Below are 26,879 nucleotides of genomic sequence, written 5' to 3'. Positions count from 1 at the left end.
TCATAAATATTTTTGCAACAACAATCCCAACTTTTCTTTTGTAGCAGTAGGAACCTTATCCAGGGCGGTAACAATCGCGTATTTCAAAGCCGAGTGAGCTTCTGATGGGGGAGGATTTTCTGCCAAACGCCGCACCGTTTCTTGAATGGCTTTTTGGGCATTTACGCCATTGCGTTGCAGATTGGCAATCACCATTTCTACAGTTACGCTGTCATGAGCTGGATGCCAGCAATCGTAATCTGTAACTAAAGCTAAAGTTGCATAGGCGATTTCTGCTTCCCTGGCTAGTTTCGCCTCCGGCAAATTCGTCATTCCGATCACAGTCGCACCCCAACTGCGGTAGAGACGGGACTCTCCCTTGGTGGAAAAAGCTGGGCCTTCCATACAAACATACGTACCGCCACGGTAGAGGGTCAGATCCGGTAGCTTTAGGCTAGCAACGGCATCCGTTATAACGGCAGCTAAATTTTTACATACTGGGTCGCCAAAAGCAATGTGGGCTACAATTCCTGACCCGAAAAAGGTGGAAACTCTATTTTTAGTGCGATCGATAAATTGATCCGGCACTACCATATCTAGAGGTTTAACCTCCTCCTTGAGAGAACCGACAGCTGAGGCCGAGATTAAATACTCGACCCCCAGCTGCTTCATTGCATAGATATTAGCCCGGAATGGCAGTTCTGACGGTAAAAGAGTATGATTCCGACCGTGACGCGCTAGGAAGGCGACCCGTGTCCCTTCTAGAGTTCCCAGAATTAAAGCATCGGATGGTGGCCCAAAGGGGGTATCAATTTGTACTTCTTCTACATCTTTGAGGGTGTCCATTTTGTAGAGTCCACTACCGCCGATAATTCCTATCTTTGCCTGAGCCATGCTATTTACCTTTAATTTTGTGTAATGCCAAGCTATTTTAGCGATAAATGGCTACACGCATAAGACTTAGTTATTTTGTCGGTGACCTATATCACCTTGGTTTCAGAATATTTTCACAAAAAATTCACAATATCATCACCAAAAAATGTTTGAAAGTGTCTGATATTGGGAATACTGAGGTGGGTTAGATATGTTTATTGCTTGTGTAATGATGCCAGCTAACGCTAGTTTACCCAAAGTCGCAGTGGAACCAGTCATAGAGCGAATTTTTGCCCTTCGTCAAATTAGTAGGGCTGACCAACGTCTATTGATGTCTGCTCTATTATCTAAAAATTCTCTGGGCGAAACAGAACACAAACAAATTAATCGAGTTTTTGACGCTCTGCAAAAGGGATTGCTCAGAGTGGTTGATTGAAATAGATAGCTTAATTCCATATTATCGGTACTACCACCAAGCCAATGCAAGTCATTGGCTTGTGTTGCTTTTGATATGTGCGATCGCATTTCCACTCAAATTAGCCTTTAGCTTTTCTGTAACTTTAATAATTTTTACATATAAATACTTACATCTACCGAGCTTGGCTAAATGTATTTACTGAATTTCTCTGATTTTCATGAATCAAATCTAGTGGAATTTGCCAAATATTGCCTTTGTGATTATCAGAATCACGCATTACTAAATTTGTCAATGACAGAAATCGCATTTTTTTGTAAATTTTTCGCATTTTCGAGGGGATTTAGATCGCATCGGACTTACGCAGAACATCTAAATGTAGTGTCAATTCATGAATTGACACTACTAAATATAGTGTTTTTTCAAACTGGCTGCGTAAGTTCCGTCGCATTCACAACACCAACTCAGAAAATGATAGAATTGGACTCACGAACGGAGTGGCAGTTGCCAACCTTACTTTTGAGTCTATTACGCCTCTGGAGAGACTGACCTCTGCTTAGTTGAGGAAACTCTACCAAGTAAATCAACTCGCTCCGAAGAGGAAAGCCAAAGAGCGATTTTTGGAATCCCCGCACCTTTTAGGTCTGGGAGGATGTCAACTCCAAAATCGATCGTTTGCTTTGTTCAATCTTCTCCTTGCAATAGCCAAAATCCACTGTAAGTCATACCGGAATCATCAGGCTGCATTAATAAAAAGTGCAAACCTCTACTTAGGAGCAAACGTGCTTCGTACATCTGTGCAGCTGCGGAAACTTCTTCATCTTCAAAAGTCGCAACGATCCACCTGTCGTTCAGTCCGGCTTCCAATACTAAACCATTGGGCGCACCTGGTATATAGTTAAGAGAGACTGGTTTGGATTCTTGTATCCAGCGAGCTATTTGCATCGCTCGCCTTCCCCCATCAATTACCACACCGGGAACTGCAACTGTTGATGCAATTCCGAGATTTATGGGTAAGAGAAATTCTGGCATTTCTACAATTGGTACAAGTCGATCGCTAAATCTTTCTTGAATATCCCCTGCATTAAGTGTGGCAAATCGCCAGCGTTCCCCCCAAAATCTTTCTGGTAGGGGTATTGGGGGTGGTTTCTCGATCGCTAGGGGAGTATAAGGTTCGCCGCTGTAACCTTCCATACTAGGATATTGGTTAGCTTTTTCTTGCAACCATTGCTTTAAAGTGTGAGTGCGGCGCGTTGCTTCCACCGGAATTCCCAGCTGCTTTCCACTTGCTTCCATTAAACCTAAAGACTGGGGACGAAAAACTTGTATTAACTCTGGCAGATTTTTATAAGAGCTAGCTGCGATCAGTAACTGACAAACAATCCAATCGGGAGTGACTTCGGACTGAGGACAAAAGGCGCTATAAGTTAAACTGCGCGATCGATCGCAAATCAATAACTCCCATAATGCACTCCCGACTTCATCCTGCAACGGACGGCGATAAAAATCAATTTGCCAAATGCTCATTGGTGATTGATGAAAAGTTGATTGGTGAAAAGGTCATTTAACATCACTGCTAGTACTGCGTTTGAGGACAAAGCGATCGTTCCCCAAATAGCTTGAAACCACATTGTTGCCATCGCCGCTATCTAGAGTATCATCTCCTTGAGAGCCGTGCAAGGTATCGTTAACAATACTTCCTGGAAAATCAAGCTAGAGTTTCCGGGTCTATTCCCAGCGATCGCTGAAATATCATCAAGCAATGGTATCGGGGTCTATGCCAAGACTACGCAATCTTTCTGCCAACAACGAAGCCCGTTGTTCTGCTTGCTGACGCCGCTGTTGTTCTGACAAGGCCAGTTCCTCCGGCGTTAATAGGCGCTGTCCTTGTTCGTCATACCAATAAAGCCACTCTCGCGTTATTCCCTGATATGTTCCTCTTTCACAACCAATTCCCAAACCTATTTCTGCTAGCAAAATTGGATTTCCTGACTGCAATTCGTATTTGTTATTAACCAAGCGATGCACTTCCAAACGCTGCTTTTTACGGCGCAAGGGATTATAAATAACGTAGAATAATGCACCCAAATTAGCATAATCTTGCATTTTGGTGCTGTATTCTCCCCGATGAGTTTGGGAAACTACTTCTAACATTAGAATAGGAACTCGCTCTTCTTCCCAAATTGCATAACTGAGGCGTAAATCTTCATCTATAACTCTTTCTACTCCCAAACTCAAAAATCCATCCGGTACAAACGGAGGTTTTTCCCCGTGATAATATACTCCCATATCAATGCCAAAAAACCAATCTGTTCGTTCCGACCACAGCATTGCCAGTGTCGCTTTGAGCAAGCTGGGAATTAAATCTTGCAGTTCGTTATCCACAGGTGTATCGTCCGAGTCCGGTAACTCTTCAGGAGAAGGCCAATATCGTGGAAACTCGTACTTTAACATAGCACAAATGTAAATAAAGCTCTTTGTTTTGTCAATCCATTTTTTCCGAACTATTTGTATTATAAAATAACTATTGTCTAATTTGTCGGGCGATCGAGATGTTATGCTCTGATTTATCATTTGTTTTGCATTTTGTCAATATTTAAGTTCCCAGAGCCGATACAGTAAACTAAATGTCTGTCTCCAGTCCTCTTAAGCAGACTTATCAATATGCCTGCCGATAACCTCCCAGTCGCACAATCTCCGCAAACCTCGTCAGTCAGCGATTCAACGAATAATAAGGAATTAATAACCGATGCCCAAACTTTAAAAATCGCCTTGGCAACAAAGCTGAAAACTATGACTAGCGTTCACGGAGAATTTCTCTTTCCTTGCGTGCCATCTATGGTGCAAGAATATTTGCAGACCCTTGTAGGTTTGCTAAAGCTTTTAGGGCAAAATCTGACGCCAGAACATATTGAAAACTTACGTCAGTTAATCGAAAAAGGTATATCAGAGGGATTTCGCCTTTCATCCCATGCGCGGTTAATTGTCAGCTACCAACTAGCAGAAGCAAATAAAGGTTTAGCTGCTGGAATTACGATTAACACAAAAGTTCATGTAGAATCGCTGGCGGAGAAATATCAAACTTGGCCGCAAACTAGACCGGAACCTTTATTTGGCAGTCATCCGGATGCGAAAGTGATGGCAGTTGTTTCCCAATTAGGCAAACCAGAAAATGTGACTGTTTTGGATGTAGGTGCGGGAACGGGTCGCAATTGTTTACCTTTGGCAAAATTGGGATATAGTGTGGATGCGATCGAACTCACGCCCATTTTTGCAGAAAAATTAACCGAGGCGGTAAAAGCCGAAAATTTGCCCATCAAAGTGATTCAAGGGGATATTTTAGACCCGCTATTGCGAATGAGGGTAGCTAATTATAAATTGGCGATCGCTTGCGAAGTTCTCTCACACTTCCGCTACAGCGACCAAGTGCGCTTGTTCCTCGCTAAAATGTGCGATTGCTTGCAAAGCGGAGGGTTGCTTTTATTCAGCGCTTTCCTAGCAGCAGATAATTACCAACCCGATAACTTTGCGCGGGAAATGTCCGATATATCTTGGTGTTATATCATCACGCGAGATGAACTGAATTCGGCAATGGAAGATTTGCCATTAGAAGTGATATCCGATGAATCGGTAGTAGAATACGAACAAAATCATCTGCCTAAAGAAGCATGGCCTCCCACAGGTTGGTTTCTCAGTTGGGCGACGGGTCGCGATTTATTTCCGATTCAACAAAATCCGCCAATGGAGTTACGTTGGATCTTGTTGAAACGGAGGTAAGTAAAGTCTCCTGGGTACAATTTGTAGGGTGGGCATTGCCCACCGTTTATGAGAAAATTGATTTTTCAAAATCTGTGCGATCGCATATAATTAGACTATCCAGTTTAAATTTTTTGTTACAAGAAAACTGACCAATATCGAAGATAGATACAAGGCCCCGATTTAAGTCGTGGAGAGAAAGAAAAATTTTCCTTGTTTCCAGCCCCCGGATTTATCCGTAGGGTAAATCCAAAATCCCAAAATCCAAAATCCAAAATCCAAAATCGAATGACTTATGACTACAGCCATTAAACCTAAATTGACGTTAGAGCAGTTCTTGAAACTCCCAGAAACTGAACCTGCCTCGGAATTTATCAATGGAGAAATAATTCAAAAACCTATGCCTCAAGGTGAACATAGCACAATTCAGATCGATCTCTGTGAAGCTATCAATCAAGTAGCCAAACCTCAGAAAATTGCCAAAGCTTTTCCAGAGTTGCGCTGTACTTTTGGCGGTCAATCCATCGTCCCAGATATAGCAGTCTTTCGATGGGCAAGAATTCCCTTTCTGCCATCTGGTAGAATAGCTAACCGCTTTGAAATTCATCCAGACTGGGCGATCGAAATTGTTTCTCCCGAACAAAGCCAAACCAAGGTGCTTGAGAAACTACTGTATTGTTCGCGAAATGGGACGGAATTGGGGTGGTTAATTTATCCTGACGAAGAAAGTATTTTGGCGGTATTCGCGGGGCAAAAAGTGGAATTGTACAAAGGTGCAGATCGGTTGCCAATTATTGATGGAATTGAGTTACAATTAACTGTAGAAACAGTTTTTAGCTGGTTGAGTTTTGGTTAAGTTATTTTGTAGGGTGCGTTAATGAAGTATAACGCACTGAAACAGGACTTATAAGCTGCAACGCATCTAAGCTGTATAAATGGGGCGGGCAAGATGCCCACCCCACAAGAGTTTCACATTCTTGCAATTATTAAAACTATCTAGCACCACAGCTTATCAAGTCCTGTTGCATCGATAGTATCGGTAGTGTAAGAATAATGTTGAGAATTGTTTGCGCCGAATCATTGATTAAATTTTCACCACAAATGAACACTGATAAACACAGATGAACACAGATGTGAGCGCTTGCTTTTTGACGCTACCGATGCAAACGGACATGATATAATGCGAAAGATTATCTGTGGGAATTATGGGTAAAATTTTTACCGCAGATGAAGACAGATGAACGCAGATGAACGCAGATAAGGAAGGGATTTTTTCAGGGAACCGATCTTACCGGATATGATATTATTTACTTTACAAAGTGCTGTATTTGTGATGGTGCGTTACGCTGTCGCTAACGCACCCTACAATTACAGGAATTTACGACAAATTACGCCGTGGCGCTGGCTAAAATTGGTTCGAGTTTGGCCGCACTTTGGGGAGCGTAGATTTGTGTTACGTAATCTGCAATCATGCGATCGGTATTGAAAGCAGGCGAATTTGTCTTAATCGACTCCTTCATCATCTTCACCCAACCGTGCGGAATCCCATCTTTATCTTGGTTGTAATAGAGAGGCACAATTTCCTCTTCTAATAAACGATAAAGAGATTCCGAATCGATGCGATCTTGCAACTCTTGATCGCTGGTGTGTGCATCTTCGCCAATTGCCCAACCGTTTGTACCTTTACCGTTAGTATCGGCAATATAACCTTCGCACCACCAACCATCTAAAACGCTGCAATTAATACCGCCATTAAAGCAGACTTTTTGACCGCTAGTACCGGAAGCTTCCAAAGGACGGCGGGGATTATTCAACCAGACATCCACACCTTGCACAAGTTTCTGTGCGGTGTAGATATCGTAATTTTCGATAAAGGCGACGCGATCGCGAATTGCCGGATGCTTGCACCACTCCATCAATCGTTGAATAACCCGCTTACCTTGTTCGTCTGCTGGGTGAGATTTGCCAGCGAAGATAATTTGCACCGGACGTTTCGGATTGCCAAAAATCTTCAAAGCACGTTCCGGATCTAGCAATAGCAGATAACCGCGTTTGTAGAGACTGAAACGTCGCGCAAAACCAATTGTCAAAACATTCGGATCTAACAGAGAATCTGCAATCTCGATAAAATCCGGATCTTCCTCTCGCCGTACTCGCGATGCTTTAATGCGAGAACGGGTATGGGCGATCAATCGTTCTTTGAGAGTTTGGTGTCGCCACCAAATCTCTGCATCGGGAATTTCGTCTACCTTCGCCCACATCTTGGCATCAGCGGCGCGAGTTGACCAATCTTCTCCCAAATACTCGCAAAACAAATCTGCCATTAAGGGAGCTGTCCAAGTGCGTGCGTGAACGCCGTTGGTAATGTGACCGATCGGCACTTTGTCTTCCGATTTGTCAGGATAGAGGATATTCCACATTTTGCGGGAAACTTCGCCGTGCAGTTTGCTTACCCCGTTAGCGGCGCGACACATCCGCAACGCCAAAACCGTCATCCCGAAAGGTTCCCAAGGATCTCCCAAACGACGAGCTCCCAATGCGAGGAACTGATCCCGTTCTAAACCTAATTGCGGCCAATAATGGGCGAAGTAGGAGTCCATCAAGTCGGGAGAAAAAGCATCGTGTCCGGCGGGAACGGGAGTGTGGGTGGTGAAAACACAAGAGGAGCGCACCGACCCTTCCACATCGTAGAAAGATTTACCCGTGCGTTGAATTTCTTCTCGCGCAATTTCCAATGTGCAGAAAGCGGCGTGTCCTTCGTTCATATGATAAACGGAAGGTTTGATTCCCACTGCGGTTAAAGCTTTGACGCCACCAATACCGAGTACGACTTCTTGGGCGATGCGGGTGTCTTGGTTACCGCCGTAGAGGTGTCCGGTCAACCAACGATCGATCGGGTCGTTGTCAGCGCGATCGGTATCCAGTAAGTAAAGTTTAACCCGACCTATGCGTGCCAGCCAAACTTGCACTTTGACAGTGCGTTGCCGAATTTCTAAACTAATTGTTATCGGTGCGCCGCGATCGTCTTTGAGCAGCTCGATCGGCATTTCCTCAAACGAATTATCGTCGTAGTGTTCCTCTTGCCATCCCTGACGGTTTAAGGTTTGATGGAAGTAACCTTGACGGTACAGCAATCCCACACCAACTAAAGGCACGCCTAAATCCGAGGCAGACTTGAGGTGATCTCCTGCTAAAATTCCCAAACCGCCGGAATAGATGGGCAAAGATTCGTGGATGCCGAATTCGGCGCAGAAGTAGGCAACCGGGTTTTTGTAGGTAATTTTCGGTGCAACGCGATTCGCCCAAGTATCGGTTTCCGTCATGTAGCGATCGAACTGTTCGGCAAGTGCTTTCACCCGCTTGATGTAAACCGGGTCGTTTGCCAGTTGGGTCAGTCGCACGTAGCTTGTAGATTGTAGCACGGCAACTGGGTTATGTTTGGACTCGTGCCACTTTTGGGGATCGATGTTGCGAAACAAAGATAAGCGATCGCCCGTCCAACTCCACCAGTAGTTATAGGCAATGTCTGCCAATCGCTTTAGAGGAAACGGCAACTTCTCGCGTAGCTTTTCGATCGGGTTCGTAGAACTGACATTCGCCATAATTAACCTTTTCTTGATTTTCCTGCGCGTCGGACTGGCTCATTAAACCAATATCATCGAGTCGTCTTCTTGTGTTGAAAGCTCTTCAAGAATCAGAGCGACTGGATGAACTTATCCGCTAGTTGGATGTTTCGCGCATCTCGCTGAAATATAGCATTATAAGATTTCAAAGCAAGGTAATGTTACTTTTTACACCCTTTAGGATATTGTTTTGAGTCAATTTCGAGCGAGCCAATCTTAAAAAAGTTTATCGCTTTGTAAACTTTTGCCTACCAGTGAGAGACTTGAGAAACCGCGTTTCTTTACGAAAAATCGAGCATTTCACGTTTAGAGATCCGCAAGCAACCCGTTTTCTCGTCTATATGTACTTTGCCAAATTAATCGATTAGCATCGATAAAAGAGGCTGAAAAATGGGTAAGTGTTGAGTTTTGAGTTAACAAATTACTCTGCTCTCCCACTCCCCCACTCCCCCACTCCCCCACTCCCCCACTCCCCCACTCCTATGAACCCTGCCCTGACTCAATTTGGCGATCGAATGTCCCACCTCACCGGCGTGCGGGCAATTATGAAAGATATCAAAGAAACTTTACAAGCAGGCGCTGGGCAGGAATTCATCAATCTCAGTCCTGGAAATCCCGTCATTTTGCCGGAAGTCGAACAACTATGGCGGGATTGCACCAAAGAATTGCTGGATAGTTCAGAATACGGTAAAGTTGTTTGTCGCTACGGCGATTCTCAGGGTTACGAACCGCTAATTGAGGCAGTAGCTACCGATTTCAATCGTCGCTATGGGTTAAATCTCACCAATCGCAACATCCTGATTACCCCTGGCAGTCAAAGTCTCTACTTCTACGCCGCGAATGCTTTTGGCGGATATACCACAACTGGAGAATTAAAGCAAATCGTTCTGCCCCTGAGTCCAGATTACACGGGTTACGGCGGTGTGACTTTAGTGCCGCAGGCGTTATTAGCATATAAACCAAAACTGGATATCGATGCGGCTGCCCATCGCTTCAAATACCGCCCCGACTTCTCACAACTGGAAGTTAATGAAAGTACGGGTTGCGTTTTATTCTCGCGTCCCTGCAATCCTACGGGCAATGTCCTCACCGATGAAGAAGTACGCAAAATCGCAGATTTGGCGGCAAACTACGATGTACCTGTATTAATTGATTCTGCGTATGGGCCTCCCTTCCCGGCGTTGAACTTTACGGAGATGACGCCGATATTTGGAGATAATATTGTCCACTGTATGAGTTTATCCAAGGCTGGCTTACCGGGAGAACGGATTGGAATTGCGATCGGTTCCGAAAGCGCTATCGAAGTACTGGAGTCGTTCCAGACGAATATGTGTATCCATTCATCTCGGTACGGACAAGCGATCGCCACCCGTGCGATCGCCTCTGGAATGCTCGCCAACATCTCCGAAACAGTTATTCGCCCCTACTACCAGAAAAAATTTGATGTAGTAGAAAATACACTAGAGCAAGCAATGCCTAAAGATTTGCCCTGGTTTCTGCATCGCGGTGAAGGAGCGATTTTTGCGTGGTTGTGGTTAGAAAATTTACCGATGACCGACTGGGAATTATATCAACATTTGAAAAAGGTGGGTGTAATTGTTGTACCGGGTAGTTCTTTCTTCCCAGGTTTGCGCGAAGATTGGCAACATAAAAATGAGTGTATTCGCATCAGTCTGACTGCTACCGATGAGGATATTCAAGTTGGGATGCAGCGTTTGGCAAAGGTGGTGCAGGAAGTATATTCAGTTGTGAGTGCTTAATTTCTGATGAATAGTTCTGAATGGGTAGAAATAGGTGAAATTGTTGCCGCGCAAGGTTTAAACGGCGAGGTGCGCGTTTATCCGGACTCGGATTTTCCGGAAAGGTTTGAGAAACGAGGACAGCGTTGGTTATTGCGATCGCACGCCACAGAACCGGAACCGATCAAATTATTATCGGGTCGGTATATTCCCAACAAGGGCATATATGTGGTAAAATTCGCCGACATCAACGATCGCACGCAAGCCGAAGAGTTGCGCGGCTGCAAGTTGATGGTAAAAGCAAGCGATCGACCAAACTTAGAAGCAGACGAATTTCACGTTTTGGACTTAATTGGCTTGGAAGTATTTAACCAATTAACAAGTGAAAAGGTTGGCGTTGTAGAAGATATTACTACAGCAGGTCACGATTTGTTGATGGTTAAATCGGCGAACGAGAAGAATAACAAACAAATTTTGATTCCGTTTGTGAAAGCGATCGTACCTGTGGTAGACCTGGAAAATAAACGAATTGAAATTACGCCGCCGCCCGGTTTGTTGGAAATTTAACGATCGCCCTTATCTTGACCTACTGTAGAGACGTTTCATGAAACGTCTCTACAATTATGTGGGGCATTTACCGGAATTGGGATCGCGTACCGACGTAAAGAAACCGGGTTGCTAGGAAAAACCGTGGGTTTATCAACTATATATCGACAAATAAACCCGTTTTCTGGCATTTTGGTGCGTAATACGACATAAAAGAGATTGCTGCTAGGCTGTGTGAATCAGGCAACGCGGGCAGTTGGGATAAATTGGTAATTAATTGCCTGTTCGATCGACAACCAATATCGCACAAAACTAAAGTAAATCTTAATTATGTTAGAGTTCTGGGGAAATATTTTTGCTGGTAGAGGATTTATCCCGCACGGTCATTGCTACCTGTGGAAGCCTGGATTAGTGGGACTCCATATCGCATCAGACTTAGCAATTGCCCTAGCTTATTATTCAATTCCCATTGCCCTGCTTTATTTTGTTCGCAAACGGCAAGATTTGCCCTTCAATTGGGTATTTCTGCTGTTTGGGGCATTTATCGTCGCTTGCGGTACAACTCACCTGATGGAAATTTGGACGCTTTGGCATCCAACTTATTGGTTGAGTGGTGCGATCAAAGCCATCACCGCATCAGTATCAGCGTACACGGCGATACAGGTAGCGAACTTGATGCCAAAGGCACTCGCTTTACCTTCGCCAGCACAACTGGAGGCTCTCAACCTTAAACTAGAGGGGGAAATAACCGATCGCTTCCTAGCAGAAGCCACCCTCAACCAAGTTCGCGACGAGTTAGAAATCCGAGTCAGGGAACGCACCGCCCAACTGGAAAAAGCGAATCAGGAATTGAAAAATGAAATTAACGATCGCAAACAAGCAGAAGTTGCCGTCCAAGAAAGCGAAGCCAGAAACCGGGCTATCCTAGCAGCAATACCAGATTTGATGCTGCGAGTCAAGGCAGATGGTTATTGCAGTAGCTGTTTGCCGCCCAAAGATTCGTCAGCAGGAACCTTCGTTCCCATCCAACAGCACCTGTCCGAACTGCTGCCGCCGGAATTGTTGCAAATCCAGTTACAAGCGATCGAGCGGGCGCTGGCAACAGGGACATTGCAGATTTACGAGCATCAAGTTGTCAAATACGGCAAAATTAGCGACGAAGAAGTCCGCATTTCCCCTGCTGGCGAAGGAGAAGTGCTGATTATGGTGCGCGATATTACCGATCGCAAACAAGCAGAAGAAATCCTCGCAAATTATAACCGAATTCTGGAAGCCCAAGTACAAGAGCGCACAGCGGAACTAGCCCGAACTAATGCCCAATTAGAACAACAAATTCTCGATCGCAAGCAAATAGAAGCCCAATTACGGAAAAGCGAAGCCAAACTATCAGCCATCTTAGACAACGTTGGTGCCTGTATTTACATCAAAGATTTGCACAGTAACTATATATATATCAATCATTTAATCGCAGAAGTATTTGGCTTGACCGAAGTCGAAATTATCGGTAGCAACGATTTCAAGTTATTCTCAAAACAGACAGCTTCATCCCTCAGACAAAATGATAGAAAGGTGATTGAGAGCGGTGTTGTCCATCGTTTTGAAGAAGTGGGCGAGCTTAACAACGGAGAATATCGTTACTATTTGTCTGTAAAAGTTCCCTTGAAAAGTGAAGACGGTAGCATCTACGGCATCTGCGGTATTTCCACAGATATTACCGAACTCAAACAAACAGAAGCAGCATTGCGGCAAAGCGAACAAAGAATGCAGGCACTTTTGAGCGCTATGCCCGATTTGATGTTTCGGCAACGGATAGATGGCACTTATCTAGACGTAGCGGGAGACAAAAGCACGATGCTTATACCCCGTGAAACTCTCATAGGCGGAAACTTAAAAGATTTACCCATTCCCGAACAAATCAAAGCCGACCTACTAGAACGTTTCCAAGCAGCAGTTGCCACCGGAAACCTACAAATCTACGAGCATGACCTCCAAAAAGCTGACCGGATACACAGCTACGAAGCACGCATTGTCAAAAGCTGTGCGGATGAAATAGTTTGTATCGTGCGAGATATTACAGAACGCAAACGTTTTACAGCCGCCTTGCAGGAAAGCGAGGAACGCTATCGCACAGTGGTGACAGCAATGGCAGAAGGTATTGTCTTGCAAGATAGGAGCGGTGTTATCCACACCTGTAACGCCAGTGCCAAAAGAATTCTCGGCTTGTCCCGCAAGCAAATGATGGGGCGGAGTTCGATCGATTCCCGTTGGCAAGCGATTCGCGAAGACGGTTCGCCTTTTCCTGGTGAGGAACATCCGGCAATGGTAACCCTGCGAACTGGCAAACCTTGCTCAAATGTGGTGATGGGTATTCACAAGCCAAACGATCGCTTAACCTGGATTTCAATTAATTCTCAACCTCTGCGAAAAGCTGGTGAAGCTCTTCCTTATGCAGTTGTAACCTCGTTTTCCGATATTACCGATCGCAAAAAAGCTGAAGAGGAATTACGCTGGAAAGAAACTTTGCTGCGCTCAATGGCTAATGCTTCACCGCTAGCTTTTTATGTGGTCGATAACCGCACCGATAGTATTCTCTACTTTAACCGCCGCTTCTGCGAAATTTGGGGAATCGAACATCTGGAAACACAAATGCAGCGCGGTCAACTGAAGAACAAAGATCTGATTCCTGACTGCCTGCTTTTAATTAAGGATGCGACCGCATTTGCTGAATCGTGCGAACTACTGCAAAATGTGGCAAATCGAGATGTTGTTGAAGACGAGATTGTTTTTCAGGATGGTAGGACTATCCGCCGCTTTTCCAGCCAAATTCGCGATGAGTGCGATCGCTACTTCGGACGGCTGTATCTATTCGAGGATATCACCGAGCGCAAGCAGATCGAAGAACAGTTGCAACTGGCAGATTTTTGCATAGAACGCTCGATTCTCAGCATGGCTTTGATCGATTGCCACGGCAAGATTTTGCGGGCGAACGAAGCATCGTCCAAACTAATGGGATACAACCGGGAAGAGTTTCTATCAACGCACGTCTGGGATAACGATCCCAATTTTCCGAGGGAGATGTGGCCAGAGCATTGGCAAGCCCTCAAACAGAAAAAAACAATGACTTTTATCTCGCAACATCGCCGGCAGGACGGTACAACTATCCCAATGGAAATCTCGCTCCACTATTTGGAGTTTAACGGTAAAGAATATAACTTTGCCTGCTCTCGCGATCTCACCGAACGCTATCAAGCAGAAGCGGCATTACGAGAAAGCGAAGCACGCTTCCAGGCATTTATGGATAATAGTCCTACTGCGGCCTGGATTACTGATGAAAATGGGCAAATTCTTTACTTGAGCAAAGCTTATTCCCGGATGTTCAAATTGCCGACAAACTACGCCGTTGGCAAAACAGATATGACCATCTATTCGTCTGAGTTGAGACGGGAATACATCAAAAATATTCGCACAGTAATAGAAACCAATCAACCAGTTGAGGCGATCGAATCCGCACCCCGTCCGGACGGCACAATGGGCGACTTTTTAGTATACAAGTTTCCGATTCCCAATTCGTCGGGACAAATTGTAGTTGGCGGTGTGGCAATTGATATTACCGATCGCAAACAAGCAGAAGCAGCGCTACGGCAAAGCGAAGCGCGTTATCTTGCCATCATTGAAGATCAAACAGAAATAATTGTGCGGTTTTTGCCAGATGGCACCCTTATCTTTGCCAATGAAGCTTTCTGTCGATTTTTCGGACATAAGCGGTCAGAAATAGTTGGGTATCGGTACGAACCTAGTATCCACGAAGAAGACCGCGAGTATGTAGCTTCTCTCCGCAATTTCATTAGCGTGGAAAATCCCGTCGTCACTATGGAAAATCGGGTGATTGTCCGTGGAGAAGTACGTTGGACGCACTGGAGCGAGCGAGGCATATTTGATGACGACGGTCGGCTTGTAGAATTGCAATCGGTAGGACGAGATATTACCGATCGCAAGCGAATAGAAGAAGCGCGACGGCTGAGCGAAGCTCGACTCAAACACCTGACGGCAAGCATACCGGGAACTCTTTACTCGTATGGATATTATCCGGATGGTGCGGCGAAGTTTGAATATATCAGCGAAGGTTGCCAAGAAATGTTTGAACTCGCTCCAGAACAGATTCTAGAGGATCAATATACCCTATTAAACCAAATTTCTCCGGATCACCGAGCCAAGCATGAACAAGCCGTTGTTCGCGCCCTCGAAAATATGATTTCTTTGAGTTCGGAATGGCGCAATATTGCTCCTTCTGGAAAACAAAGATGGTTGCGTGTCCAAGCTCAACCTGAATGCCGCGAAGATGGCTCTAAAGTTTGGCATGGGGTGATATTAGATATTAGCGATCGCAAAGAGATAGAACAAGCATTACGCGATAGCCAATATTTTCTGCAAAAGGTTGCCAATGCAACACCGCAGATTTTGTACCTGTTCGATGTCAAACAGATGACGAGTATCTACTTGAACCAACAGTGTACGAGTATTTTAGGCTACTCACCAGAAGAATTTTACCAAGCAGATCCGCAATGGTTTGTTAATTGTTTTCATCCAGACGATCGCGATCTGTGCTACGAAGTACCTACTCGCTTCCTCAATCTTAATGACAGTCAAGTTCTTACCACTGAATATCGATTCCGACACAAAAATGGCGATTGGCGTTGGCTTTGTACGCGAGAAGTTGTCTTCTCTAGAGATGAGAATGGTGTACCCACGCAAATTCTGGGAGCGGTGCAGGATATTAGCGATCGCAAACAAGCCGAAGCACAAATCAAGCAGCAAGAAGAGTTTCTGCGAACAGTCATCGATAACGACCCGAACACCATCTTTGTCAAAGATAGGGAAGGAAAGTTTTTGCTGGTTAATAAAGCTGGTGCGAATTGTTTCTATAACAAAACTCCAGCCGAACTGCTCGGTAAAAAAGATGCAGACTTCTGTGCTTCTTCAGAGCTTGTGGAAATTTTTCTCCAACAAAATCGATACGTCATCGAAACGGGCGATCCATTGTTTATTAGCGAAGAGAAATTTGAAAATTGTACTATTAAAGAAAAATGGTTCCAGTGGCAAAAAATTCCGATCCGCCTACCCGGAAAAGATGATATTTGCGTCCTGGGAATCGGAGTCGATATCACCGCTCGCAAACAAGCCGAAGCAGAATTGGAAGCACAGCGAGCTTTCCTCTATCAGGTAATCGATGTAGTTCCCAGTGCTATCTTTGTCAAAGATCGGCAATTGCGTTTCCTGATTGTCAACCGATGGGCTGCCCAAATGTACGGCTCAACAATTGAAGAAATGAAGGGTAAAACCGATTATGAATTTGCACGCGATCGATTTGATGATTCTGCGGGGAGCAATATTCTTAAGTCACTCTCAGAACCGAATTTTGAACTAGAAAAATTCCTGGCAATCAATCGCAAAGTAATGTCAAACCTTCGTACCGAAATTATCCCGGCTCAACCTATCAAAACCCCTGAAGGTGGACTGCGTTGCTATCAAATCATCATCAGTCCGTTTATCGAAGCAAACGGTCAGGTGCAGGGAGTCATCGGCGCTGCTACAGATATTACCGCTCTCAAGCAAGCAGAAGAAGAATTGCGATTGGCAAAAGAAGCAGCCGAAGCCGCTAACCGCGCTAAAAGTACCTTCCTCGCCAATATGAGCCACGAATTGCGAACCCCCCTTAACGCCATTCTCGGCTTTTCTAAACTGATGAACCGCGCCGCCAATCTCTCTGAAGAACAACAAGAAAATCTCAATATTATTAGTCGTAGCGGCGAACATTTGCTGACTTTAATCAACCAAGTATTAGACCTTTCTAAGATTGAAGCCGGACGCATAATGCTGAATGAAAATGAGTTCGACCTCTACCGCTTGTTGGATGATGTGGAAGATATTTTTTCGTGGAAAGCCAGAGAAAAAAATTTAGAATTACAGTTGAACTGTGCTGCCGATGTTCCCCAATATATCCGCACTGATGAACTCAAATTGCGGCAAGTGCTGATTAATTTGGTGAGCAATGCTGTTAAATTTACCGGACAAGGAAGCGTGTCAGTATTAGTTAGCGCTGAAGGCGGCAGAGGAACAGGCGAAAAAACGAACGATGCCGATGATGGAGGATTTGATATAACACTTAACTTTGAAGTTTCAGATACAGGCGAGGGAATTGCCCCCAACGAATTTGAAAGGTTATTCAAACCATTCGTGCAAACGGCATCGGGCCAAAAAGTGCAGGAAGGAACCGGGTTAGGGTTGACTATCAGCTACCAATTTGTGTGTTTGATGGGAGGTGAAATAACGGTTATCAGTGGCGGGAAAGCTTTCCGTCCGGGTGCCGATCGCTGCGAAATAAACGATGATATAAGGGTGGGTACAACATTTAAGTTTAACATTCGAGTCGGCACTGTCAAGGCGATCGCAACTGAGAATCAACCCCAAAGTCGTGGTGTGATTGCCCTTGCCCCCAATCAACCCCTCTATCGAATGCTCATAGTTGATGATAATACCTATAACCGCCAACTTTTGATTAAGCTGCTCCATCCCCTTGGCTTTGAACTACAATCGGCTCATAATGGCTATGAAGCGTTACAAATTTGGTCGCGCTGGCAACCTCACTTAATCTGGATGGATATGCGAATGCCAGAGATGGATGGGTACGAGGCAACTAAACAGATTAGAAAGGCTGAAGCCGCAAAGCTAAACGATGAATTAAATTCTACCGTGGCTGCTTCATCCTCACTCGATCGTCGTTCTACTGCGATTATTGCCATTACTGCCAGTTCCTTACCAGAAGAGAAAGCGGCTGTTTTGGCGGCTGGTTGCGATGATTTCATTCGCAAACCTTTCCAAGAACACGAAATATTTGATGCTATTCAAAAACATTTAGGTGTGGATTTTATTTATGAGGAGACTACTGCTGCGATCGGGTCTGATGCCACAGAAATACTAGCAATATCTGCGGCAGATATCGCTACTTTGCCTGGTGATTTATTGCTTGTTTTACGTCATGCGATCGTTGAGGGAGACTTGGAACAAATAACTATAATTATCGAACAATTGCGCCTAGACAATCAAATGTTGGCTCAGTATTTACTTGCTTTAGCTAACCAATATCAATTCGAGCAATTGCTTAGTTTAATCCAGGCAGAACATAGCTTATGAGCGCAACCCAAGGTCTTGCACCTAAAGCAAATATTTTAGTTGTAGACGATATTCCAGGAAACATCAAGTTATTAACTCAAATTTTATCCAATCATGGATATAAAGTGCGCGTTTCCCCAAGTGGCAAACTAGCTCTACAATCTTCTCAATCAAATCCCCCCGATTTGATTTTGCTCGATATCAATATGCCAGAAATGGATGGTTACGAAGTTTGCCAACATCTCAAAAAATCTGAGCAAACTCGCGATATTCCAGTTATTTTTATCAGTGCTTTAGACGAAGCCATCAATAAAGTTAAAGCTTTCGGAGTCGGTGGAGTTGACTATATTACCAAGCCATTTGAGCCTTCAGAAGTTTTAGCTCGGATCGAAAATCAACTTCGCCTTCGCGAACTTCAATTGCAACTGATAGAGCAGAATGAACTACTGCAAAAGCATCTGGAAGCACGCCGACAAACAGAATTGGAAATTCGTTTATTACTGGTAACAACTCAAGCAATTAATCGCCATAATGATATTCACTCTGCTTTACAAGCTGTCTTGCATTTAGTCTGCATAACAATTCAATGGGACTATGGAGAAGCTTGGATTCCCAGTGAAAATAGAAGCGTTTTAGAATGCAGCCAAGGTTGGTACAGTAATGACCCGAAATTTTTAGAATTTAGGAACCAAAGTTTAACGGTTACTTATGCTCCAAATGTTGGATTTCAAGGCAAAATTTGGGCTGACAAGCAACCGCAGTGGAGCGAAGATATTTCATTTGCCAAAAATTTATTTTTTCTGGATTCGCAAATGCGTGATGCGGGCTTAACATCTGCATTTGGTGTTCCCATATCGCTGGAAAATGAAGTATTAGCAATTATTGTTTTTTACAACAAAAAGTTTACCCCTAAAAATTCACGAGTAATCGATTTGGTTACCGCAGTAGCGGCTCAGTTAGGTTCTCTAATTCATCGCAAAAAAACTGAAGAAATCCTGCGAATTACTCAAGAACGCTATCGCAGTATTGTGGAAAATGCAGTAGAGGGTATTTATCAAACTACACCAAACGGACGTTATCTGAGTGCTAATCTAGCGCTGGCAAGGATTTATGGCTATGATTCAGCGGAAGAGTTGATGACCTGTTTGCAAAATATCGAACAGCAGCTTTATGTCGATCCTCACCGCCGCCGCGATTTTTTGGCGGAGATGGAAAAAAATCATGCTGTACTTGGATTTGAGGCGCAAGTTTACCGGAAGGATGGCAAAATTATTTGGATTTCGGAAAATGCGCGTGCGGTGCGAGATTCTAAGGAAAAGTTACTTTACTACGAAGGGACTGTTTCGGATATCACTGCCCGCAAAATAGCTGAGCAGAAAACAGAAAAGCTACTATTGAATATATTGCCAAAGCCTGTTGCCGATCGCTTGCAACAAAATCAGCAGGTGATTGCAGATAGCTTTGCTGATGCGAGCGTTTTATTTGCAGATTTAGTAGGCTTTACTAATTTGGCATCGCAAAAAAATCCTACGGAGATTATACAGCTCCTGAATCAGATTTTTAGCGAATTCGATCAATTATCCAAACAACACGGTTTGGAAAAGATTAAAACTATTGGCGATGCTTATATGGTAGTCGGCGGTGTGCCAATTCCGGGTGCCGATCGCGTTGAGGCGATCGCGGAAATGGCACTGGATATGCACGCGGTTATTGTCAAATTTAATACCGAAACACGCGAAAATTTACGCCTGCGTATCGGTATTAATATTGGTCCTGTAGTCGCCGGGGTGATCGGTTTAACCAAATTCATCTACGATCTGTGGGGAGATACCGTCAACGTCGCTTCTCGTATGGAGTCAACGAGCATCCCAGGTGAAACGCAGGTTACAGCAGCAGTTTACGATCGTCTCAAAGCAAAATTTCTTTTTCAAGAAAGAGGTACGGTACAAATTAAAGGCAAGGGCGAGATGACGACTTATTTTCTGACAGGCAGGAAATAAACATCAAACAATTTATCAATGGGGATAAAATTATAGAGTAGGCTGAGTTAACTCAGCGTCATATCCCCCTTTGTACCGATAATTTACGGTGCAAAAAATTTTACTATAGGTAAAACTGGTGAAGACTAAGTGCCTAACGCACCCTCAGAAAAATTAATACTAAAGCAGCTTATGACTCAGAGGCAGTCTTTCCCGTCCAAAGCGAACATCTTAGTTGTAGACGATACAGCGGAAAATCTGACTTTATTAAATCAAATTTTGTCAAATCAAGGCTATAAAGTGCGGGTAGCTCCTAATGGCAAATTGGCTCTCAAATCCGTACTCTCAAGTCCTCCCGATCTGATCCTTCTGGATATCAGAATGCCAGAAATGGACGGTTACGAAGTTTGTCGGCATCTCAAAGAGGATGAGCGAACGCGGGATATCCCCGTAATTTTCATCAGCGCTATGGATGCAGTCATAGATAAGGTAAATGCTTTTACGGTGGGTGGAGTGGATTATGTGACAAAACCATTTGAGCCGATCGAAGTTTTGGCGCGGATTGAAAATCAATTGCGCTCGCGTCATTTTCAGTTAGAATTGCAAGCTCAAAATGCCCAGTTGCAATTTTTATTGACGACAACTCAAGCGATTAACTCTGCTGCCGATGTAGAAGAAGCATTAGAAGTAATTTTGGCAAACGTTTGTCAGACGCTCGGCTGGGATTATGGGGAAGCTTGGATGCCTAATGCAGAAGCAACTACACTTGAATGTCGTCGCTATTGGTATGTTAACGATGTCTATCTCGATAAATTTCAACACCAAAGCGAGACGTTTTGCTTTGCTCCCGATGAGGGTTTGCTGGTCAGGGTTTGGCAAACCCAAAAGTGGGAATGGATTGCCAATATTTCGTGCGATAACCATCAGGTTTTTCATCCTGCGGAAATCGCCGCAGCAAGGGAAATTAAAGGTGCGTTAGCAATTCCAATTGTATTGGAGTCAGAAGTGCTAGCAGTTTTGGTGTTTCTGCAAAAGCAGGAAATGAAACCTGACGATCGATCTCTCTCTCTTGTCAAGGCAGTTGCCAGCCAATTGGGGTCGATGATTCAGCGCAAAAAAGCACAAGCTGCTCTTGTACAAGCGAATTTGGAATTAGAACGCCTTGCCAACTTAGATGGCTTAACTCAACTGGCGAATCGACGTCGTTTTGATGAATATTTATTTCAAGAATGGCAGCGTGGGCTACGGGAAAAACAGCCTTTATCTTTAATATTATTAGATGTAGATTATTTCAAATTTTATAACGATCGCTACGGACATCAATCTGGCGATGATTGCCTGCGACAGATCGCACTAGCGGCAAGGCTTGCAGCCAAGCGTCCGGCGGATTTGGTCGCTCGCTACGGAGGCGAAGAGTTTGCCGCTATTTTGCCCAACACGGAGGCTCAAGGAGCTTTAAAAGTGGCTCAGGCTATGCGCGATCGAGTTCATCAACTGCAATTACCCCACCCTTGCTCCCAAGTAAACAACTGCGTTACCGTCAGTTTGGGAGTTGCCAGCGCGATTCCCACTGAGGATGATGTGCCGACAACTTTAATTACCAATGCAGACAAGGCACTTTACGAGGCAAAAAACCAAGGGCGCGATCGCATAGTATTGAAATGGATAGGGAACTTTTGATCTGAGGAGCGGAGGGGGAGGGGTCAACGCTCAAAAATATGGCCTCTCAACCAATCAGTAAAATCATCTCGCCCTAACTCACCAGAAGCGACGCGCAAAATAACTTGTTCTTGCTCGTCAACTGTCGCCTGAATCTCAAAACCGTTCAAAACCAAAAATACTTCTATCGCAGCATGACCGATTCTTTTATTACCATCTACAAAAGGATGATTTTTAATTAAAGAAAAACCCATAGCGGCAGCTTTTTCTACAATTGTCGGATACAAATCCTCACCGCCAAAGGTCATGCGCGGTTGAGCCAAAGCTGACTCCAATCCACCGAAATTGGAAATGCCTGTTGCTCCACCCGACTGTTCGATAATGCGACGATGCAGTTCAATTACTTCCTGGATGGTAAGATACCGCATTACGCCAACCGCCGATAAAGTTCAGCATTTTTCTTCAGCACATACTCCATCGCATTTTGAAATTCTGTTTCTTGCCGATTCAGTAATTCTTCTACGCTCATCAACACCAATTCTTCCGGCGAAATTCCCAGGCGATTTGCCGCTTCTTGCAACTTCGCCCAGCGGTCATCGGAAATAGTAATAGCGATCTTATTCATCGGGATATTCTTATTTCTGAGCTAAAAATAATATACACTATTGGCAAGTCTTATCATGTCCGTTCAATAGACATGAATAAAAATTTACCTGCGTCACCGCGTCAGTTTTAACTAAGGGTATTCGACCGGACACGGTATTAGAGCCAAGTTTTCAAGATAGCTCGATCGCGCCCTTGGTATTTTGCCTCATAAAGCCCTAAATCGGCAACATGAATCAGCCGTTCGGGAGAAGTTTGCAGCGTCGGAACCGTGACAGCAATACCTAAACTTATAGTGACATAGGGACTGATTCCAGAATTAGCATGGGGAATTTGTTGCGATCGCACTCGATCGCGAATTTCTTCTGCCACTACAAGCGCCCCTTCAGCCTTAGTATTTGGCAGAATCACGGCAAATTCTTCGCCACCGTACCGCGCCACCAAATCCGCAGGACGCCGTACAGCCTGCTTAATAGCGTTAGCAACCTGCTTCAAACAATCATCTCCCGCTTGATGACCGTAGGTATCGTTGTATTGTTTGAAAAAATCAATATCGCACAGAATCAAAGCCAAAGGTAATTGCTCGCGGGTAAGCCGACGCCACTCGCGATGCAGATATTCGTCAAAGCCTCGACGATTCGCCACTTGAGTTAAGCCATCCAAACAAGCTAAACGGTTTAGCTCTTTGTTTGCCGCTGCCAGTTTTTCAAATAGGGAAGCTTGTTGAATAGCGATCGCCAACTGAGTAGCCAATTGCTGCAACAAATTGATTTCAAACTGTTGCCATTCACGCACACAAGTGCATTGATGGGCAATCAAAAGCCCCCAGAGTTCTTCCCCATGAGTCAAAGGCACAACCAGTTTAGCTTTGACTCCAAATTCTTTTACAAAGTCAGCCAAACAAGTTGCTACATAGCTATTTTCTATATCTGCAATAGCGCATACCCTTCCCCGTTTGTACAGCTGATGGTAACTTTGGGGAAAGACTTCTTCGGGAAAAGTTCTGCCCAGAATCGCTTCACAATGGGAAACGACTGCTTCTGTCACCACGCTCCCCGTTCCCTCCGGCCATATGCGATAGATAACAACTCGATCGCACGAAAGTAATTGCTGCACTTCCAAAACAGCAGTATTGAGAATTTCCTCCAGATTGAGCGTGCCGCGAATGCGTTGAGTTATAGTCGCAACTACTCGCTCGCGATCCGCCTGCTGTCGAATGGCTTCTTCTACCAATTTGCGCTCGGTGATATCTTCTGAAATACCAGCTAAACGGTAAATTTGTCCAGAACGATCGCGAATGGCAAAACAGCGAGCGTTAATCCAGCAAATTGAACCGTCAGGACGGACAATGCGAAACTCATAACTGTGCCGACTCTCATCCCAGGCATTCATTCGTTCGTTGATACGTCTGACTACAAGTTCTCGATCGTCTGGATGGATACCATCGATCCATGAGAGCGGCTCTTCGTACAAACTTTGGCAGGTGCGACCCCATATTTTTTCGTAAGCGGGACTGATGTAAAGAATCTGACGAGCATCAGCTGTGCATATCCAAAAAACTTCCTTGCTGTTCTCTGTCATTTGCCGAAATCGCTCTTCCGACTCCCGCAGCGCCTCTTGTGCTTGCATTCGCTCGGTGATGTCCAGAATTATGCCATCCACAAGCACATCGCCATTGCTGTCCCTAGAAAAGCGGACGCTATCTTGAATCCACTTTAGTTGGCCCGATCGGGTAACGATCCGGTACTGTTGAAATAAAGGCTGAAAGCTTTCTATTGAAGCTGCGATCGACTCTTGAAATTTTGTGCGATCGTCCGGATGAACGAGTTGGCGTAATAGTTCTGGATGCTCTAACAATTGCTCCGCTGTCAAACCCGTAAGTTCGTACACTCCCGCACTAATAAAAACTAAATTCATCCTGCCGTCCGCCTGCAAAACGGAGCGAAAAACGCAACCTGGAATATTGGCAGCGATCGCAGATAAACGCTGTTCGCTTTCGCGCAATGCTGCTTGTGCTTGCTTGCGATCGGTAATGTCTTCCGAAATACCTAATAAATACAGCGGTTTTCCCGATTCGTCGAGAATCGCTAACTTCTTCGTGTGCAGTATTCTGATCCCCTTGTTTTTTGTGTGGATACGTTCCTCTGGAATATCCACAAGTTGCTTTTGTGCCAATAATTGGAGATCTTTTGCTCGGAAGAAATCTACTTCTTCTGGTGGGAAAAAGTCATAGTCACTTTTACCGATCAGCTCTTCTCTGGAATAACCGAGCAGTTCCTCACCGGCTTTGTTAAGACGCACAAATTTCAAATTTTCAGCATCCTTGACAAAGATCGTGTTGGGAATATTTTCCACAATCAAGTTAAGAAACGCTTCCGTCTCCCGTAACACTTCTTCCGATCGCACCCGCTCGGTGATATCTTGAACTAAGCAAGCAATACCGATGACATTGCCGTCTGGAGCGATTAACGGCGTGCTGTACCACTCGCAAACGATCGTTCTACCATCTTTAGTCAGATTCTCTTTGGTGGTGCGAATGCTTCCTCGACTGACAAGCAGTTGCTCGATCTCGCAGTTAACCCGATCTTTTGCACTTGCGGGTAAAATGATATGGCCGGAAGAACCGATCGTTTCGCTTTTGCTGTAACCAAAAATTGCTTCGGCGGCTGGATTCCATTCCACAATTTCAAAATTTACGTTCCACTCAATTACAGCTAGGGGAGTTTGCTGTATGTGAAGCGAAAGTTTTTGTTCGGATTTAATCAAATCTTCTTGCGCCTGTTTGGTAGCAGTAATATCAACACACGAGCCGATATAACCAATAAAAGTGCCATCCGAATCGAAACGGGGAACGCCTTTATCTAAGATCCACCGATATTCCCCATCCGCTCGTCTGAGGCGGTACTCGATCTCAAAATTCTGGCGAAGTGCAAGAGCGGAAAAGTACGTATTCCAGCAAAGTTGAAAATCTTCTGGATGTACGCCTTCCATCCAACCATTGCCTATTTCTGACTCCATAGTGCGTCCGGTAAAGTCCAGCCAACTTTGATTCAAAAAGTCACAATTTCCATCTGTGCTGCTCGTCCACAGCAACAAAGGCGCACTATTTACTAAGTTGCGAAAGCGCTCTTCACTTTTGAGCAACTCTTTTTCCATCTGCTTGCGATCGGTTATATCAATGTAGCCGATCGCAACACCGTAATTTTTCAGAGGAATAGGAGCCGCTGTTACACTAATCCAGCTAATCTCACCACCTTCTTTCAAAATCCCCATTTCTACATTTTCAATTTTTTTATTTTCTGTTAACGCTCGCACGCTGGCAAATTCGGCTGGTGGCATTGGCATCCCATCCGGGCGAATAATCTGCCATGCTTCGCTATTAAATTTTCGCTGTTTATGTTCTGTCTTTGATAATCCTAAAATTTTTTCAGATGCTGCATTAGCTTCTATTATATTTCCCGTTTTATCTGTTATCGAAATCCCCAGCGGGAATGTATCAAACAATATTTTGTACTTTTCTTCGCCTTCATTTAAGGTAATATCCCGTCCGACAAACTGAAATTCTACCAGACAATCTCGTTCATCAAATATAGCTCTGTATTTCCATTGCAGCCAACATATTTCGCCGTTTGAGTTCGCGCTTCGGTGTGCGATCGTTGTCACCGGATTGGCTCGGTTTAGAGAAGCAATCTGCTTTTGGAATTCTTCTCTGTCCTCCTTTAAAAGGAATTGTATAAACTGAGTTCCGATTATCTCTTGGTGCTGCTTACCAAAGTAGCGACAGTAAGCTTCGTTGACGAAAGTAATAGTTCCATCTGGTGTAAATCGCACAATTTGTTCGGTGCTATCTTCAACGATCGCACTGTAGCGTTGCTCGCTCTTGTACAGTTCTTTCTCTAATCTTTGAAGTTCGCTTGGGTCAATGTCCAGTTGTCGATCGATTTTGAGGAATTCGCCGGCATCGTTTCCTACCGATTTCTCTAGATGGCAGCAGTATTTCTCCATTGAGAGAGTTTTTTTAGCCACCCCTACACATTCCGTAATATCGCGCCAAACTACACCTATTGCCCCAGGACTGCCATCAGGATTGCAAATAGGCACTTTTTTTACCTCAAAAGTTTTAGTTGTACCGTCCGAGATGGCAATATCTTTCCAACTATAGCGGATGCTTTCTTCCCAAGTATCTCCTCCATATGGCTGGATATGGTTAAAAAATATTTCGCGATATAATTGGCTGCGATCGGCTAGCTCAACGTCTGTTTTCCCTCGGTAGTCTAACCCTTCCAGCCCAAATAATTTCAGTGCCGATTCATTGGCAATTAGCCACCTGCCCTCGCCATCCTTTACGATACAAAGCTCGAAAACGGCATTTAGCAAGGAATTAAGCCAGTATGCTTGATTTTGCTGCATTTCTGCGCTCTGTTTGCCCATATCTTTTTCAAAACAGCCATAGTTCTACTAAGGTTAGTATTTCGCTGTACTCTCACAGACGAAAGCTTCACACTGGAGAGTCTGCCTATACAATTCGCCAAGGAAA

At 44.5% G+C, this 26,879-nt stretch carries 15 protein-coding genes; 8 read left to right on the top strand and 7 right to left on the bottom strand.

From position 1 onward, the window contains the following. The gene (locus ACE1CD_RS29450) at nt 1-873 is read right to left on the bottom strand and encodes an S-methyl-5'-thioadenosine phosphorylase (protein ID WP_374799989.1); all 873 of its coding nucleotides are present in this window, start codon (nt 871-873) and stop codon (nt 1-3) included. Between the two features lie 190 nt (nt 874-1,063). On the opposite strand from ACE1CD_RS29450, the gene ACE1CD_RS29445 reads away from it, so the two are divergent. Beyond that, entirely contained in the window at nt 1,064-1,288 is a 225-nt protein-coding gene (locus tag ACE1CD_RS29445; RefSeq protein WP_374799987.1) for a hypothetical protein, read from the top strand. A 663-nt stretch (nt 1,289-1,951) separates the two neighbouring features. On the opposite strand, the gene ACE1CD_RS29440 is transcribed toward ACE1CD_RS29445, so the two are convergent. Both ACE1CD_RS29440 and ACE1CD_RS29435 read right to left on the bottom strand, forming a co-directional pair. Next, nucleotides 1,952-2,794 (bottom strand): Tab2/Atab2 family RNA-binding protein, encoded by an 843-nt coding sequence (locus tag ACE1CD_RS29440; protein ID WP_374799985.1) that lies wholly within the window; start codon nt 2,792-2,794, stop codon nt 1,952-1,954. Nucleotides 2,795-3,022: 228 nt separating this feature from the next. Then, nucleotides 3,023-3,721: a Uma2 family endonuclease gene (locus tag ACE1CD_RS29435; RefSeq protein WP_374799983.1), complete on the bottom strand. Its 699-nt coding sequence runs from the start codon at nt 3,719-3,721 to the stop codon at nt 3,023-3,025. 210 nt (nt 3,722-3,931) lie between these two features. On the opposite strand from ACE1CD_RS29435, the gene ACE1CD_RS29430 reads away from it, so the two are divergent. Both ACE1CD_RS29430 and ACE1CD_RS29425 read left to right on the top strand, forming a co-directional pair. Beyond that, a complete protein-coding gene (locus tag ACE1CD_RS29430; RefSeq protein ID WP_374827047.1) occupies nt 3,932-5,044 on the top strand; it encodes a class I SAM-dependent methyltransferase in 1,113 nt (370 codons plus the stop codon). Nucleotides 5,045-5,318: 274 nt separating this feature from the next. Then, a complete protein-coding gene (locus ACE1CD_RS29425) occupies nt 5,319-5,879 on the top strand; it encodes a Uma2 family endonuclease (RefSeq protein ID WP_374827046.1) in 561 nt (186 codons plus the stop codon). A gap of 532 nt (nt 5,880-6,411) precedes the next feature. Here the strand turns inward: ACE1CD_RS29425 and glgP are convergent. Continuing rightward, nucleotides 6,412-8,625, bottom strand: coding sequence for an alpha-glucan family phosphorylase (gene glgP, locus ACE1CD_RS29420; protein WP_374799977.1), 2,214 nt, complete (start codon nt 8,623-8,625; stop codon nt 6,412-6,414). A 503-nt stretch (nt 8,626-9,128) separates the two neighbouring features. Between glgP and ACE1CD_RS29415 the strand changes: the two genes are divergently transcribed. The 5 genes from ACE1CD_RS29415 (at nt 9,129) to ACE1CD_RS29395 (ending at nt 21,760) form a co-directional block, all read left to right on the top strand. After that, nucleotides 9,129-10,406: a valine--pyruvate transaminase gene (locus tag ACE1CD_RS29415; protein WP_374827045.1), complete on the top strand. Its 1,278-nt coding sequence runs from the start codon at nt 9,129-9,131 to the stop codon at nt 10,404-10,406. A 6-nt stretch (nt 10,407-10,412) separates the two neighbouring features. Beyond that, entirely contained in the window at nt 10,413-10,952 is a 540-nt protein-coding gene (gene rimM, locus ACE1CD_RS29410) for a ribosome maturation factor RimM (RefSeq protein ID WP_374827044.1), read from the top strand. A gap of 309 nt (nt 10,953-11,261) precedes the next feature. After that, complete coding sequence (locus ACE1CD_RS29405; RefSeq protein ID WP_374827043.1) at nt 11,262-18,122, top strand: PAS domain S-box protein; 6,861 nt, start codon at nt 11,262-11,264, stop codon at nt 18,120-18,122. Continuing rightward, nucleotides 18,119-20,101 carry an adenylate/guanylate cyclase domain-containing protein gene (locus ACE1CD_RS29400; RefSeq protein WP_374799965.1) on the top strand — a complete coding sequence of 661 codons (1,983 nt, stop codon included), beginning with the start codon at nt 18,119-18,121 and terminating at the stop codon, nt 20,099-20,101. Before ACE1CD_RS29405 ends, ACE1CD_RS29400 begins: the two co-directional genes overlap by 4 nt. A gap of 171 nt (nt 20,102-20,272) precedes the next feature. Then, nucleotides 20,273-21,760: a diguanylate cyclase domain-containing protein gene (locus ACE1CD_RS29395; RefSeq protein ID WP_374799963.1), complete on the top strand. Its 1,488-nt coding sequence runs from the start codon at nt 20,273-20,275 to the stop codon at nt 21,758-21,760. Between the two features lie 23 nt (nt 21,761-21,783). On the opposite strand, the gene ACE1CD_RS29390 is transcribed toward ACE1CD_RS29395, so the two are convergent. From ACE1CD_RS29390 to ACE1CD_RS29380, 3 genes are all read right to left on the bottom strand, one after another. Then, nucleotides 21,784-22,167 carry a type II toxin-antitoxin system death-on-curing family toxin gene (locus ACE1CD_RS29390; RefSeq protein ID WP_374799961.1) on the bottom strand — a complete coding sequence of 128 codons (384 nt, stop codon included), beginning with the start codon at nt 22,165-22,167 and terminating at the stop codon, nt 21,784-21,786. Beyond that, nucleotides 22,167-22,364 carry a DNA-binding protein gene (locus ACE1CD_RS29385; protein ID WP_374799959.1) on the bottom strand — a complete coding sequence of 66 codons (198 nt, stop codon included), beginning with the start codon at nt 22,362-22,364 and terminating at the stop codon, nt 22,167-22,169. The genes ACE1CD_RS29390 and ACE1CD_RS29385 overlap by 1 nt, the downstream gene beginning before the upstream one ends. A 137-nt stretch (nt 22,365-22,501) precedes the next feature. Then, a complete protein-coding gene (locus ACE1CD_RS29380; RefSeq protein ID WP_374827042.1) occupies nt 22,502-26,773 on the bottom strand; it encodes a PAS domain S-box protein in 4,272 nt (1,423 codons plus the stop codon). Between the last annotated feature and the right edge of the window lie 106 nt (nt 26,774-26,879).

It is taken from the genome of Aerosakkonema sp. BLCC-F183, assembly GCF_041929145.1.
Taxonomy (GTDB): Bacteria; Cyanobacteriota; Cyanobacteriia; order Cyanobacteriales; family Aerosakkonemataceae; genus Aerosakkonema.
The sequence above is the reverse complement of the archived record's forward strand: the minus strand, read 5'-3'. Positions and strand labels throughout refer to the sequence as shown.